Below are 12,101 nucleotides of genomic sequence, written 5' to 3' on the forward strand. Positions count from 1 at the left end.
GAGCTCAGGTCGTCGGTGCCAGGCCGAGACCGGCGACGGTCTTCTCGCGCATCTCGACCTTGCGCACCTTGCCGGTGACGGTCATCGGGAACTCGTCGACGATCATCACGTAGCGCGGGATCTTGTAGTGCGCGAGCTTGCCCGTGGCGAACGCGCGGACCGACTCGGCCGTCACCGGCTCGGCGCCGGGGCGCATCCGCACCCACGCGCACAGCTCCTCGCCGTACTTCTCGTCGGGCACCCCGATGACCTGGGCGTCGAGGATGTCCGGGTGCGTGTAGAGGAACTCCTCGATCTCGCGCGGGTAGACGTTCTCGCCGCCGCGGATGACCATGTCCTTGATCCGGCCGGTGATCTGCACGTAGCCGGCCTCGTCCATCACCGCGATGTCCCCGGTGTGCATCCACCCGTCGCGCAGCACCTCGGCCGTCTTCGCCGGCTCCTCCCAATAGCCCAGCATCACCGAGTAGCCCTTCGTGGCGAGCTCGCCGGCCTGCCCGCGCGGCAGCACCTCACCGCTGGCCGGGTCGACGACCTTGACCTGCAGGTGCGGGCCGACCCGGCCGACGGTGCCGACCTTGCGCTCGAAGGAGTCGTCGACCCGCGTCTGCAGCGACACGGGCGAGGTCTCGGTCATGCCGTAGGCGATCGACATCTCGTCGATGCCGGCGGCCATGACCTTCTTCATCATCTCGGCGGGGCACGGTGAGCCGGCCATGATCCCGGTCCGCAGCGACGAGACGTCGTACGACGTGAAGTCCGGCAGTGCCCACTCGGCGATGAACATCGTGGGGACGCCGTACAGCGAGGTGCAGCGCTCGTCCTGGACCGCGCGCAGCGTCGCGGCGGGGTCGAAGCCCGGCGCCGGGATGACCATCGCCGCGCCGTGCGTCGTGCACGCGAGGTTGCCCATGACCATCCCGAAGCAGTGGTAGAAGGGCACCGGGATGCAGACCCGGTCGACCTCCGAGTAGCCGCACAGCTCGCCGACGAAGTAGCCGTTGTTGAGGATGTTGCGGTGGCTCAGGGTGGCGCCCTTGGGGAAGCCGGTCGTACCGGACGTGTACTGGATGTTGATCGCGTCGTGCCGGTCCAGCCCGCCCTGGATCTGCGCGAGCCGCTCGCTCGACACGTCGGCGGCCTTGTCCAGCAACGCCTCCCACGACTCGGTACCGATGAGGACGACCTGCTCGAGGCCGTCGAGCTGCGGCCGGACCTCCTCGAGCATCGCCGCGTAGTCGCTGGTCTTGAAGCTCGGTGCGGCCACGACCATCCGGATGCCGGCCTGGCGCAGGACGTACTCCAGCTCGTGGGTGCGGTAGGCCGGGTTGATGTTGACCAGGATGATGCCGACCTTCGCGGTGGCGTACTGGACCATCGTCCACTCGGCGCAGTTCGGCGCCCAGATCCCGACCCGGTCGCCCTGGACGATGCCGGCCCCGACGAAGGCGCGGGCCAGCCGGTCGACCTCGCTCGCCAGCTCGGCGTAGGTCCACCGCGCCCCCTGCGCGACGTCGACGAGAGCCTCGCGGTCCCCGAACCGCGCGACCGTCGCGTCGAAGCTGTCGCCGATCGTCGTCTCGAGGAGCGGGACGTCGGTCTCGCCGGCGGTCTGCGAGGGCGCGGTGGACGCGGTGGTGTCGGACATCGGTGGCCTTCCGGACGGTGGGCGACGCTGCTGAGGGCAGTCCACTACGCCGTACGGCGTGCCCGCAAGGGAACGATCGCACCGCCGGGTGGTGTCCTGGGGGTATGCGCCCGACCCGCACCCCCTCGTCCGCCCGCCGCGCCCGCGTCACCTCCTCGGCGCTCGGCGGCGCCCTCACCGTCCTCGCCGCCCTCGTCCTCGCCGGCTGCGGCTCGGTCGTCGTCGCCTCCGGCGGCCCGACCTCCGGCGGCTCCACCACGAGCGCCGCGACACCGACCGCCGGGACGACGACACCGACGACGACCACGTCCAGCGCCAGCACCTCGTCCACCGGTACGTCGACGCCCACCGCCACCGTCACCCCGCCGAGCGGCGACCCGACCGACCCGGTCATGCCGGTCCGCTCCGGCCCGGCGTCGGTGGTCGGCACGGTGACCCAGGGTGTCGAGCCGCGCTGCCTGCTCGTCGGGCCCTACGTCCTGACCGGCACCGAGTCGCTGCCGCAGGCCGAGCAGGCCCTGCTCACGGCGGGCACGCGGGTCGCGGTGACCGGCACGGTCGATCCCGGGATGGCGTCGTACTGCCAGCAGGGCACGCTGCTCACCGTCCGGTCCGTGCACGCGGTCCGCCCGATGGGTCCCGGCCCCCAGGCCACGCCCACGGTCTTCACGACCCCCTGAGGGTCACAGGCCCGGGACGACGAGGTCGGCCAGCTCCCGGGTCGAGGCCACGAGCCGCGCGTTGACCTGGTCGGGGCCGTGCGCCCAGGCGGCCGCCGCGTCCGGCTCCTTGCCGAAGACCTCGTGCCGGTGCACGAGCCGGGCCAGGCGCACCCGGTCGGGCAGGTCGACGTACCAGACCTGCGTGAGGTGCCGGCGCACGGCGAGCCAACCGGGCTCGGGCAGCAGCAGGTAGTTGCCCTCGGTGACGACGAGCCGCGCGCCCGCCGGCACGACGAGCGCGGCGGCCAGCGGCTGCTCGAGGTCCCGCTCGAAGCCCGGCGCGAAGACGTCGCACCGGGGAAGACCCCGCACGCGCGCGAGGGTGGCGGCGTAGCCGTCGACGTCGAAGGTGTCGGGGGCCCCCTTGCGGTCACGCCGCCCGAGCCGGTCCAGCTGCGCGTCGGCGAGGTGGAAGCCGTCCATCGGCAGGTGCGCGACCGCGGCGGGACCGAGCGCGGGGTGGTCGGCGAGCGCCCGCAGCAGACCCTCGGCGAGCGTCGTCTTGCCGGCCCCCGGGGCGCCGGTGAGGCCGAGGACGGCCGGCGGCTCACCGGGGGCGGCGGCGAGCGCCAGGGCCCGCTCGACCAGCGCCTGCGGCACACCGACCGGGGCGCTCACGGGGCCGGTCGCGGGCTCGGGCACGGACGTATTCTGCCGCCCCTCGGACGATCGGCCGACCTCGTCGCGATCTCCCCTCCGCGACCGTCGGCCCGATGGTGCAATGACGACGTGACCGACGTGACGGTCTGGTGGGTCCAGGACGACGGGGACCCCGACACGGCCCACACCCTCCTCCGGCGCGCCGTCGCGCGCCGCCTCGGCGTGGCCGCGGCCCGGCTCGACATCGGGCACCGCTGCCCCGCCTGCGGCTCCACCGAGCACGGCCGGCCCGTGCTGAACCAGCCCGCCCGGCGCGGGCTGCACCTCAGCGTCGCCCGCGCGCCGGGCCTGGCGGCCGTCGCAGTCTCGAGCGTCGGGCCGGTCGGCGTCGACGTCGACGAGTCGGCCCGGTTCGCCTTCGCGGGCTTCGCCACCGTGGCCCTGCACCCCACCGAGGACCGCGTCGCCGACCCCCGCGCCCGCGCCACGACCTGGGTGCGCAAGGAGTCGGTCCTCAAGGCGGCCGGCACCGGCCTGCACCTCGACCCGCGCCGGGTCGCGGTCGGCCCCGCGCACGAGCCGCCCCGGGTCGACGTCCCGCCGCCCGGGCTGGAGCCGGGCGGGCTCTGGGTCACCGACGTCGCCGTCCTCGACACCCACACCGCGGCCGTGACCGTGCTGGCCCGGGTCGCGCCCCGGGTCGACGTGGTCGCGCCGGAGCGGACGGGTCGGCGCCGCTGACCTCCGGGTCGCCGTACGGCGGTCCCCACGACAGCAGGCGGTCCGGTCCGCCCCCGGGCCGGAGGGACGAATCGGACTCGAGGCTGCCGGGAGGACCGGACGGCGCACCATCGGCCGCCGGGGTCAGGTGGTCGGTCGCCGCCGCAGGTAGGCCTCGAGCTCGACGGTGAGGACGTCGCGCTCCCCGTCGTGCAGGCGCCCGCGGGTGACCGCGAGGGAGCGCCCGGGGCGGGAGAGGTCGACGTCGGTGACGGTGAGCTCGCCGTACAGCGTCGTCCCCGCCGTCACCGGGGCGAGGAACTCGACCGAGCGCAGCCGACGGCCGGCGAGCACGGCCCAGCCGGTATAGGCCCCGAGGACCGAGAGCCGCTGGTAGACGGCCAGGGTGTGGATGCCGCTGGCGATGAGCTCCCCGAAGTGGCCGGCCGCGGCGACCTGCTCGTCGAGGTGGAAGACCTGCGGGTCCCAGTGGCCGGCGAAGTCGAGGATCTCCTCCCGGGTCACCGTGTAGGACCCGAGGTCGACGACCGCGCCGACCTCGACGTCCTCGGCCCACCGGACCCCGCCCGTCCCCGTGTCGCTCACGCCGCCGACGCTACAGCGGCGAGTCCGGGCCCTCGAGGAGCAGGTCCACCGGGGTCTCCACCCGGCCGCGCCGCTCGAGGTAGCCGTGCCACAGCATGCGCGCGGCCGACGCCCGCTGCGGCCGCCAGCGCTCGCCGATCTCGTCCAGCTCGCGCTGGTCCGGCACCTGCGGCAGGTCGAGCGCCTCGGCGACGGCGACCTGCAGGGCGCGGTCGCCGACCGGCCACACGTCGGGTCGGGCGAGCGAGGCGAGCAGGTAGGTGTCGGCCGTCCACCGCCCGATCCCGGGCAGCGCGACGAGCCGCTCGCGCACGGCGTCGTCGTCGAGGTGCGCGAGCGCGTCGAGGTCGAGGGCACCGGTGGCGACCGCGTCGGCGAGCGCCCGCAGGTAGCGGTCCTTCTGGCGGGACACCCCGTCCTCGCGCAGCTGCTCGCTCGTCGTCGCCAGCAGCGGCTCGGGCCGCATCGTCCCGATCCGCGCCCGCACCTTGCGGTACGTCGCCGCGCCCGAGGCCAGCGACACCTGCTGCTCGAGCACGAGCAGCACGAGCGCGGGGAAACCCGGCGGACGGGTCCACACCTGCGGGACGCCGTACGTCGCCACGAGCGCGGCGAGGTGCTCGTCGGTCGCCGTCAGCCCGGCGAGGGCCGCCTCGAAGTCCTCCTGCCGCACGCCGTGACCGTACGACGCCCCCGCGCCCGGCGTCCCGGCGGGTCGGCCGGTGCGAGGTCGGCCGAGCGGCCCCTTCCGGCTGTCGGTGCACGGGGTTAGCGTCGGCCCGACCACCCGCCGACCCCGCCCGACCCGCCGACCCCGCCCGACCCGCCGACCCGCCCGAGGAGGACCGTTGGGACCGCACCGCCTGCCGCACCGCAACGTCGCGACCGCCCTCGTCGCCCCGGGGCTGCTGCCCGACCTCGAGCTGCAGCTGGCCACCCACGACCTGTGGCTGTGGCCGGTCGCGACGGCCCCCGGGGTCGTCGACGGGGAGCGCCGCGCCGTGCAGGTGCGCCGCCGGCTGGTCGTCGCCGCCCGCGGGGCGTGGGACTGCGCGTGGGGGTGGGTGCCGGTGTGGGTGGGCTTCGGCGGCACCTGGGACGACGGCCGGGAGCCGCTGCCGTGGGCGGCGCACGCGGCGCTGTGGTCGGTCATGGCCGGCCACGCCGACGGCGTGCGCTACCGCAAGCGGCTGGGCGGCGTTCCCCGCGCGCTGCTCTCGGTGACCCAGGTTGACTCCCCCGCGGGCCGGGTGGTCGAATGACCGGGCTCCAGCGACATCAGGGAAAGCCGGTCGAAGTCCGGCGCTGACCCGCAACCGTAGGCCTGTGGCCCGACCCCGTCGGGACCGGAGGGCGAGCCGGACCACCTGGCCGGGGCGAGCTCCAGCGTCGTCGTGGTCTGCGTCGCGGGTTCACCGGTTCCGGCGGACGCGTCGGTGGGCCGCGGGACTCGCGCCACGGGCCCCCAACCAGGAAGTGCCGGGTCCCCCGTGCCGCACCGCCTCCTCGTCCGCCCGTCCGGTCTGCTCACCGGTGCGCTCGCCGTCGCCTCCGGGCTGGTGGTCGCCGCCGCCGGCCTCGTCGGGACGGCGCCGGGAGCCCGGGCCGCCGGGGCGGTGGACCTGCAGCGCGGGTCGGACTACCTGGCCGGTCAGCTCACCGGCGCCCCCGGGGTCACCGGCCGGTACGCCGCCGGCTTCGGCCAGGCCGACCTGGGCCTGACCATCGACACCGGTCTCGCGCTCGCCGCGACCGGGCGCGACCAGAGCGCCCTCGCCGACGTCGTCGCCTTCGTCGAGCACGGGACCGACCCCAACGGCCAGTCGCTCGGCAGCTGGACCGGCATCACCGACCACGCCGCAGGCGTCCGTCCGGACTACCGCTCCGGCGGCTCGATCGCCAAGGCCGTCGTCCTCGAGCAGGTCGTCGGCCACGACCCCGCGTCCGTCGGCGGGCTCGACCTGCTGACCAACCTCGCCGAGACGGTGTGCCGCAAGCCGGACGCCAACGGCTGCGCCGCGCGCGGCAACTACCGCTACGCCACCTCGGTCTTCAGCCAGGCCCTCGGCGTCGTCGCGCAGACCCGGGCCGGGCAGGACGCCACCCGCCCCCTCGCCTACCTCGCCGGTCTCCAGGCGGCCGACGGGTCGTTCCCCAGCCTGCTGCCCAGCAGCGGCGACCAGGACGTCGACAGCACGGCCATGGCCGCCATGGCGCTCGACCTCGTCCCGGGCCACTCAGCCGCCGTCGACCGCGCCGTCGCGTGGGTCGCCTCCCGGCAGGGCGCCGACGGCGGCTTCGCCGGCACCTCGGGCTCCTCGCTCAACACCGCCGGCCTCGCCGCGCAGGGGCTGGCGCTGCGCCCGAGCACGTACGGCGCCACCCTGGCCCGGGTCCGCGCCTTCCTCGGCGCCCACCAGAACGCCGACGGCGGCTTCGGCATCTCCACGACGGAGACCGCGTCCGACGTGCGCGCCTCGGCGCAGGCCCTGGGCGGCGCCGTCGGCACGTCGTTCGGGACGCTGCGGCTGGCGACGACGCTGCCCGGCGCCGGCGCCGGCGGGTCGCCGCCCCCGACCGGCACGCCGACGCCCCGCCCGACCGGCCCCCGACCGACGTCCCCCGCCCCGCGTCCGAGCACCCCCGCCCCGGTCCCCGCTGGCGCGGGCGGCAGCGGGAGCGGCGGCGGGGCCGTCGGTCCCCGCACGGGTCCGGCCCTCGGCTCGGGCGTCGGCCCGGGCGCCCCGGGCACCGGGTCCTCCTCGCCCACCCCGGCGGCCTCGGCGACGTCCACGCCGTCCACGTCGTCGCCGTCCTCGTCGTCGCCGTCCACGCCGTCCCCGTCGTCGCCGTCGTCCGCGTCGGGCACCGCGACCGCGTCGGGCGCCGGCTCCACCCCGCCGCCGACCGCCGGGGGCCCGTCGACGCAGCGCACCTCGGCCACCACCGGCGGGGTCAACCCGCTGTGGTGGGTCGTCCTCGCCGTGGCGGTCGGCTTCGGCGTCGTCCTCGTCCGCACCCTGCGCGGGCGGCCCACGCCGGCCCGCCACCCCGGGGCGCACCGGTGACCCGGCTCGCGCGGCTGCTGGCCGCCGCCGGTCTCGTCACCGCCGCCGCCCTCGCCCCGGCCGGCACCGCGACCGGGGCGACCGTCCCCGCGGGGTCGGTCGCGATGAGCGCCTGCACGAGCGCCGACGCCGTCGTCGCCGTCGACTTCGGGCACTGGGGCGGCCCGGTCGTCCGCGGCTGCGGCACCGTCCCGACGACGGGCTACCAGCTGGTCAACCAGGGCGGGTTCAGCACCACGGGCACCCGCCACGACGGCCCCGGGTTCGTCTGCCGGATCGCCTCCACGTCCTACGCCGGCGGCGCGGCCTACCCGACGGCGGCGCAGGACGCGTGCGTCCTCACCCCACCGTCCAGCGCGTACTGGTCCTACTGGCACGCCGCCCCCGGCGCGACGACGTGGAGCTACGCGACGCGGGGCGCGATGAGCACCAGCCCCGAGGCCGGCAGCGCCGACCTGTGGACCTTCGGCTCGACCGACACCAGCGGCTCCGGCGGCAGCGGCCAGCCGAGGGTCACCCCGGCGCAGGTGCGCGCCGGCGCGACCGGCTCGGGCGCCCCGGGCGGCTCCGGCGGCTCGGGGTCGTCCGGCGGCTCGGGGTCGTCCGGCGGCTCCGGTGCGTCCGGCGGCGGCTCGACCCCCGCCCGTACGGCGACCCCGGGAGCCGCCGGCGCCCCGGCCCCCTCGGCGGCGGGCGGGCCCCCGTCGAGCACCCCGCCCGCGGGGGCCGCGCGGTCCTCCGCCCCGACCTCGTCGTCCGCCCCGACCCCGGCCACCACCACCCCGGCCACCAGGCCGACCGGCAGCACCACGGCCGGCGCCCCGACCGGCAGCGCGTCCGGCGCGACGAGCGCCCCGCCGATGGTCGACGCGTCGGGCCGCCCGGCCGCGTCGTCCGGCCCCGACCTCGCCTCGACCGGACCGGCGCTCGCCGGGCTCGTCGTCGTGCTGCTCGTCGGTGGCGCGGCTCTCGCCGTCGCCCGCCGGCGACGCCGTACGGACGCCTGATCGCCCACCGGAGCATGCTGGCGACCGTGTCCCCACCGTCCAGAGCGTCCCTCGCGCCCGCCCGGCTGCCGCGCGCCCTGCACCCCCTCGCCTGGTGGGTGTGGGCGGTCGGGCTGGCGACGGCGGCGAGCCGCACCGCGGACCCGGTCGTCCTGCTGCTCACGCTCGCCGTGCTCGGGCTCGTCGTCTCCGCCCGCCGGGCCGACGCGCCGTGGGCCCGCGCGCTGCGCTACTACCTCTACGTCGGCCTGCTCGTCGTCGGCCTGCGGATCGTCTTCCGGGTCGTCTTCCCCGGGCCGGCCGCCGCCGACGACACCGTCCTGCTCCACCTGCCGCAGCTGCCGCTGCCGGGCTGGTTCGCCGGCGTCCAGGTCGGCGGCGCCGTCACCCTCGAGGCCGTGACGTCGGCCGCGCTCGACGGGCTGCGGCTGGCCACCCTCATCGCCTGCCTCGGCGCCGCCAACGCCCTGGCCAACCCGCGGCGGGTCCTGCAGCTGCTGCCCGGCGCGCTCTACGAGCTCGGCGCGGCGACGACGGTCGCGGTCTCCGCGGCGCCGCAGCTCGTCGAGTCGGTCCAGCGGATCCGGCGGGCGCAGCGGCTGCGCGGCGGCTCCGAGCGCGGGCTGTCGGCGCTGCGCGCCATCGCCGTCCCGACCCTGCACGACGCCCTCGACCGCTCGCTGCGCCTCGCCGCCGGCATGGACTCGCGCGGCTACGGCCGGTCCGGCACGGCGACCCCCGCCACCCGCCGCGCCGCCCGCGCGCTGCTCCTCGGCGGGCTGCTCGCGCTGTGCGTCGGCGTCTACGCGCTGCTCGACCCGACGACCCCGCGGGCGCTCGCGGGCGTCGGGGTCGGCGCGGGGGTCGCCGCCAGCGTCGCCGGGCTCGCGCTCGGCGGCCGCCGGGTCAGCCGCACCCGCTACCGGCCCGACCCGTGGCGCTGGCCGGAGAGCGTCGTCGCGGCCGGCGGCGTGCTCGTCGCCGCCGTCTCGCTCGTCCTGCCGACCTACGACCCCTTCGCCCCCGGGGCCGGGGCCGCCGCGGACGTCCTCGGCGGGGCGTCGTACGTCGCCCTCGGGGCCCTCCTGCTCGCCGCGGCGGCGGGGTTCGCCGCGCCGGTCCCCGCGGCCACCACCCCCTCGGCCCGACCCGCGCCGGCGGCCGACCGGGCGGAGGTGGCCGCATGATCGAGCTGACGGGCGTGAGCGTCACCTACCCCGACGCCGACCGGCCGGTGCTGCGCGGGGTCGACCTGACCGTCGACGAGGGCGAGCTGTGCCTCGTCATCGGCCCGACCGGCAGCGGGAAGAGCACCCTGCTCGGCGCGGTCACCGGCCTCGTCCCCCACTTCACCGGCGGGCTGCTCGAGGGCCGGGTCCGGGTGGCCGGGCGCGACACGGCCGACCACCCGCCGCGCGAGCTGGCCGACGTCGTCGGGGTCGTCGGGCAGGACCCCCTCGCCGGGTTCGTCACCGACACGGTGGAGGAGGAGCTGGCCTACACGATGGAGCAGCTCGCGGTGCCGCCCGAGGCCATGCGCGCCCGCGTCGAGGAGGTGCTCGACGTGCTCGGTCTCGCCGACCTGCGCCACCGCCCGCTCGCCGACCTGTCCGGCGGGCAGCAGCAGCGGGTCGCCATCGGCGCCGCCCTCACCGCCCACCCGCGGGTCCTCGTCCTCGACGAGCCGACCTCCTCGCTCGACCCGGTCGGCGCCGAGGACGTCCTCGCCGCCCTCACCCGGCTCGTGCACGACCTCGGGATCACCGTCCTCGTCGTCGAGCACCGCCTCGAGCGCGTCCTGCCGTACGCCGACTCGCTCGTCCACGTCGGCGGCGAGGGCGGCGTCGTGCACGGCGCCCCGGCCGACGTCCTGCCGCTCGTGCACCTCGTCCCACCTGTCGTCGAGCTCGGGCGGCTCGCCGGCTGGTCCCCCGTGCCGCTCTCGGTGCGCGACGCCCGGCGTCGCGCGACGGCCCTGCGCCCCCGGCTGGCGCCCGTGGCCGGCGTGCCAGCGGTGCCCGAGCGGCCCGGGGCCCCCCGCGACGGCGGTCTCGCCGCCCGCGGCGTCACGGTCCGGTACGGCGACCTGCTCGCCGTCCGCGGGGTCGACGTCGACGCGCCCGCCGGCGTCGTCACCGGCCTCATGGGCCGCAACGGCTCGGGCAAGTCCTCGCTGCTGTGGGCCCTGGCCGGCGCGCGCAAGCGGGCGGGCGGCAGCGTCGCCGCCGGCCCGGACGGGGCGGACCCGGCCACCCGGTCCCCCGCCGCCGCGCGACGCCTCGTCGCGCTCGTCCCGCAGACCCCGACCGACCTGCTCTACCTCGACACCGTGGGCGCCGAGCTGGCCCGCGCCGACCGCGACGCCGCCGAGGGCGGCCGACCCGCCCGCGAGGTGCTCGACGCGATCCTCCCCGGGCTGGCCGACGACGCGCACCCGCGCGACCTGTCCGCCGGTCAGCAGCTGGCCCTCGTCCTCGCCGTCCAGCTGTCCGCCGGCCCCGCCGTCCTGCTGCTCGACGAGCCGACCCGGGGGCTGGACTACCGCGCCAAGGCGGCGCTCTCGCGGGTGCTGCGCGACCTGGCCGCGCAGGGCCGCGCCGTCGTCCTCGCCACCCACGACGTCGAGTTCGCCGCGACGACCTGCGACCGCGTCGTCGTCCTCGCCGAGGGCGACGTCGTCGCGCAGGGCCCCGCCCAGGACGTCCTCACCGCCTCGCCGTCCTTCGCCCCGCAGGTGGCCAAGGTCCTCGCGCCGTCGCGCTACCTCACCGTCGCGCAGGTCCGCGCCGAGCTCGGCGACGACGCCGCACCGGACCCCGCGGCCGCGGACCGGGGGTCGTCGTGGCGCTGACCCTGCCCCGCGCACCCAAGGCCCCGCACGACGCCGTACGGCGACCCGGGCGCGACGACGTCCACGCGGTGCGGCTCGGCCGCACCTCCGCCCTCGCGCTGGGTCTCGCGACCCTGCTCGGGGTCGTCGCCTTCTGCTGGCCGTTCCTCGTCGCCCCCGGCCGCGCCGGCTCGGGCGCGGTCGCGCCGCTGATGTTCGGCGTGCTGCTGCTGCTCGTCCTCGCCGTCGTCTTCGCCGCGGTCGCCGACGGCGGCATCGACGCCAAGGCGCTGGCCATGCTCGGGGTGCTGTCGGCCGTCGAGGCCGGCCTGCGGCCCCTCGGCGCCGGCACGGCCGGGATCGAGACGGTGTTCTTCGTCCTCGTCCTCGCCGGCCGGGTCTTCGGCCCCGGCTTCGGCTTCGCCCTCGGCTGCACGTCGCTCTTCGCGTCCGCGCTGCTCACCGGCGGGGTGGGTCCCTGGCTGCCGTACCAGATGTTCGGCAGCGCCTGGGTGGCCATGGGCGCCGGGCTGCTGCCCCGCGCCCGCGGGAAGGTCGAGCTGCTCATGCTGGGGGCGTACGGCGCCCTCTCGGCCTACCTCTACGGCTTCCTGCTCAACCTGTCATTCTGGCCGTTCTCGCTCGACCCCGGCAGCGGCATCGCCTACCAGGCCGGGCTGCCGTTCGCCGAGCTGTGGCGGCGCTACCTCGTCTTCGACGCGACGACGTCCCTCGGCTGGGACACCGGCCGGGCCCTGACCAACCTCGTCCTCGTGCTCGTCACCGGCCCGGCGCTGCTCGCGGTGCTGCGCCGGGCCGCGCGCCGGGCGGCGTTCCGCCCGCCGGTGGAGTTCCGGCCGCCCCCCGGCGGCCGGACCCCCACCCCCTGACGAGCCCGTC

At 77.3% G+C, this 12,101-nt stretch carries 12 protein-coding genes; 8 read left to right on the top strand and 4 right to left on the bottom strand.

Features of this window, described 5'->3' with window-relative positions:
* Positions 1-4 precede the first annotated feature (4 nt).
* Positions 5-1,648 carry an AMP-binding protein gene (locus FB458_RS05480; protein WP_141847449.1) on the bottom strand — a complete coding sequence of 548 codons (1,644 nt, stop codon included), beginning with the start codon at positions 1,646-1,648 and terminating at the stop codon, positions 5-7.
* 104 nt (positions 1,649-1,752) lie between these two features.
* Between FB458_RS05480 and FB458_RS05485 the strand changes: the two genes are divergently transcribed.
* Positions 1,753-2,328: a hypothetical protein gene (locus FB458_RS05485; RefSeq protein ID WP_141847451.1), complete on the top strand. Its 576-nt coding sequence runs from the start codon at positions 1,753-1,755 to the stop codon at positions 2,326-2,328.
* 3 nt (positions 2,329-2,331) lie between these two features.
* Here FB458_RS05485 and FB458_RS05490 read toward each other — a convergent pair whose 3' ends face one another.
* Positions 2,332-3,012, bottom strand: coding sequence for a nucleoside/nucleotide kinase family protein (locus tag FB458_RS05490; RefSeq protein WP_246061081.1), 681 nt, complete (start codon positions 3,010-3,012; stop codon positions 2,332-2,334).
* 87 nt (positions 3,013-3,099) lie between these two features.
* Between FB458_RS05490 and FB458_RS05495 the strand changes: the two genes are divergently transcribed.
* Complete coding sequence (locus FB458_RS05495) at positions 3,100-3,711, top strand: 4'-phosphopantetheinyl transferase family protein (RefSeq protein ID WP_141847453.1); 612 nt, start codon at positions 3,100-3,102, stop codon at positions 3,709-3,711.
* 123 nt (positions 3,712-3,834) lie between these two features.
* Here the strand turns inward: FB458_RS05495 and FB458_RS05500 are convergent, their stop codons facing one another.
* Complete coding sequence (locus FB458_RS05500; RefSeq protein ID WP_141847455.1) at positions 3,835-4,296, bottom strand: MaoC/PaaZ C-terminal domain-containing protein; 462 nt, start codon at positions 4,294-4,296, stop codon at positions 3,835-3,837.
* Between the two features lie 10 nt (positions 4,297-4,306).
* Complete coding sequence (locus tag FB458_RS05505) at positions 4,307-4,969, bottom strand: DNA-3-methyladenine glycosylase family protein (RefSeq protein WP_170185575.1); 663 nt, start codon at positions 4,967-4,969, stop codon at positions 4,307-4,309.
* 175 nt (positions 4,970-5,144) lie between these two features.
* Here FB458_RS05505 and FB458_RS05510 point away from each other — a divergent pair, with 175 nt between their 5' ends.
* From FB458_RS05510 to FB458_RS05535, 6 genes are all read left to right on the top strand, one after another.
* Positions 5,145-5,558, top strand: a complete 414-nt coding sequence (locus FB458_RS05510) for a hypothetical protein (protein WP_141847459.1) — start codon at positions 5,145-5,147, stop codon at positions 5,556-5,558.
* Between the two features lie 228 nt (positions 5,559-5,786).
* On the top strand, positions 5,787-7,364 hold the full coding sequence (locus FB458_RS05515) for a prenyltransferase/squalene oxidase repeat-containing protein (protein ID WP_141847461.1): 1,578 nt from the start codon (positions 5,787-5,789) through the stop codon (positions 7,362-7,364).
* Positions 7,361-8,371, top strand: coding sequence for a hypothetical protein (locus FB458_RS05520; protein ID WP_141847463.1), 1,011 nt, complete (start codon positions 7,361-7,363; stop codon positions 8,369-8,371). Before FB458_RS05515 ends, FB458_RS05520 begins: the two co-directional genes overlap by 4 nt.
* A 26-nt stretch (positions 8,372-8,397) precedes the next feature.
* Entirely contained in the window at positions 8,398-9,558 is a 1,161-nt protein-coding gene (locus FB458_RS05525; protein ID WP_211355938.1) for a CbiQ family ECF transporter T component, read from the top strand.
* Positions 9,555-11,222: an ABC transporter ATP-binding protein gene (locus FB458_RS05530; protein ID WP_141847467.1), complete on the top strand. Its 1,668-nt coding sequence runs from the start codon at positions 9,555-9,557 to the stop codon at positions 11,220-11,222. The genes FB458_RS05525 and FB458_RS05530 overlap by 4 nt, the downstream gene beginning before the upstream one ends.
* Entirely contained in the window at positions 11,213-12,091 is an 879-nt protein-coding gene (locus tag FB458_RS05535) for an ECF transporter S component family protein (protein ID WP_246061082.1), read from the top strand. Before FB458_RS05530 ends, FB458_RS05535 begins: the two co-directional genes overlap by 10 nt.
* Positions 12,092-12,101 lie beyond the last annotated feature (10 nt).

It is taken from the genome of Lapillicoccus jejuensis (assembly GCF_006715055.1).
In the GTDB taxonomy this organism is placed as follows: domain Bacteria; phylum Actinomycetota; class Actinomycetes; order Actinomycetales; family Dermatophilaceae; genus Lapillicoccus; species Lapillicoccus jejuensis.